Consider the following 845-nt stretch of genomic DNA (forward strand, 5'->3'; position numbering starts at 1 on the left):
CTAAGAACTCCTAACGAAATGATGTTGGGCCGTCACCCCGGGACGTGAGGATCGTTCTGTCTGAACGTGAGGAGGGGTGAGCAGCCGCCGTGGATCGTCTCGGACGATCTGTGGGCCGAGATCGAACCGCTGCTGCCACCCCGACCACCAAGGCGGCATCGGTTCCCGGGCCGCAAGCCGTTGGATGATCGCAAGGTGTTGTGCGGGATCTTGTTCGTGCTCTACACCGCGATCCCGTGGGAGTACCTGCCCCAGGAGTTGGGGTTCGGGTCGGGGATGACCTGTTGGCGCAGGTTGCGGGACTGGAACGACGCCGGTGTGTGGCAACGGCTGCACGAGGTGCTGCTGGGCAGGCTCCGGGGCCGCCGACCAGCTCGACATGTCTCGGGCGGTGATCGACGGCTCCCACGTCCGGGCCCTCAAGGGCGGCCCAAAACAGGTCCGAGCCCGGTCGACCGCCGCAAGCCAGGCTCGAAACACCACGTCATCACCGATGCGGGCGGCATCCCCCTCGCCGTCAGCCTGACCGGCGGCAACCGCCACGACGTCACCCAACTGCTGCCCCTGGTCGACAAGATCCCCCGGATCAAGGGCATCCGAGGCAGGCCGCGGCAACGACCCGAGCGGATCTACGCCGACCGGGGCTACGACTACGACTGCTACCGCCGCGACCTGCGGGCCAGGGGCATCACCCCGGTCATCGCCCGACGCGGAGTCGGTCATGGGTCAGGACTCGGCACCCGGCGGTGGGTCGTCGAGCAGACCATCGCCCTGCTGCACTGGTTCCGCCGCCTGCGCATCCGCTGGGAGATCCGCGACGACATCCACGAAGCCTTCCTCACCCT

At 67.6% G+C, this 845-nt stretch carries 1 protein-coding gene; it reads left to right on the top strand.

All coding sequences use genetic code 11. The annotated features are described in order from the left end of the window. Positions 1-66 precede the first annotated feature (66 nt). Positions 67-845: IS5 family transposase (locus V6U79_RS29675; protein ID WP_442933838.1), on the top strand; the 779-nt coding region annotated here is incomplete at its 3' end.

Origin of the sequence: Micromonospora psammae, assembly GCF_036902725.1 — a bacterium.
In the GTDB taxonomy this organism is placed as follows: Bacteria; Actinomycetota; Actinomycetes; order Mycobacteriales; family Micromonosporaceae; genus Micromonospora.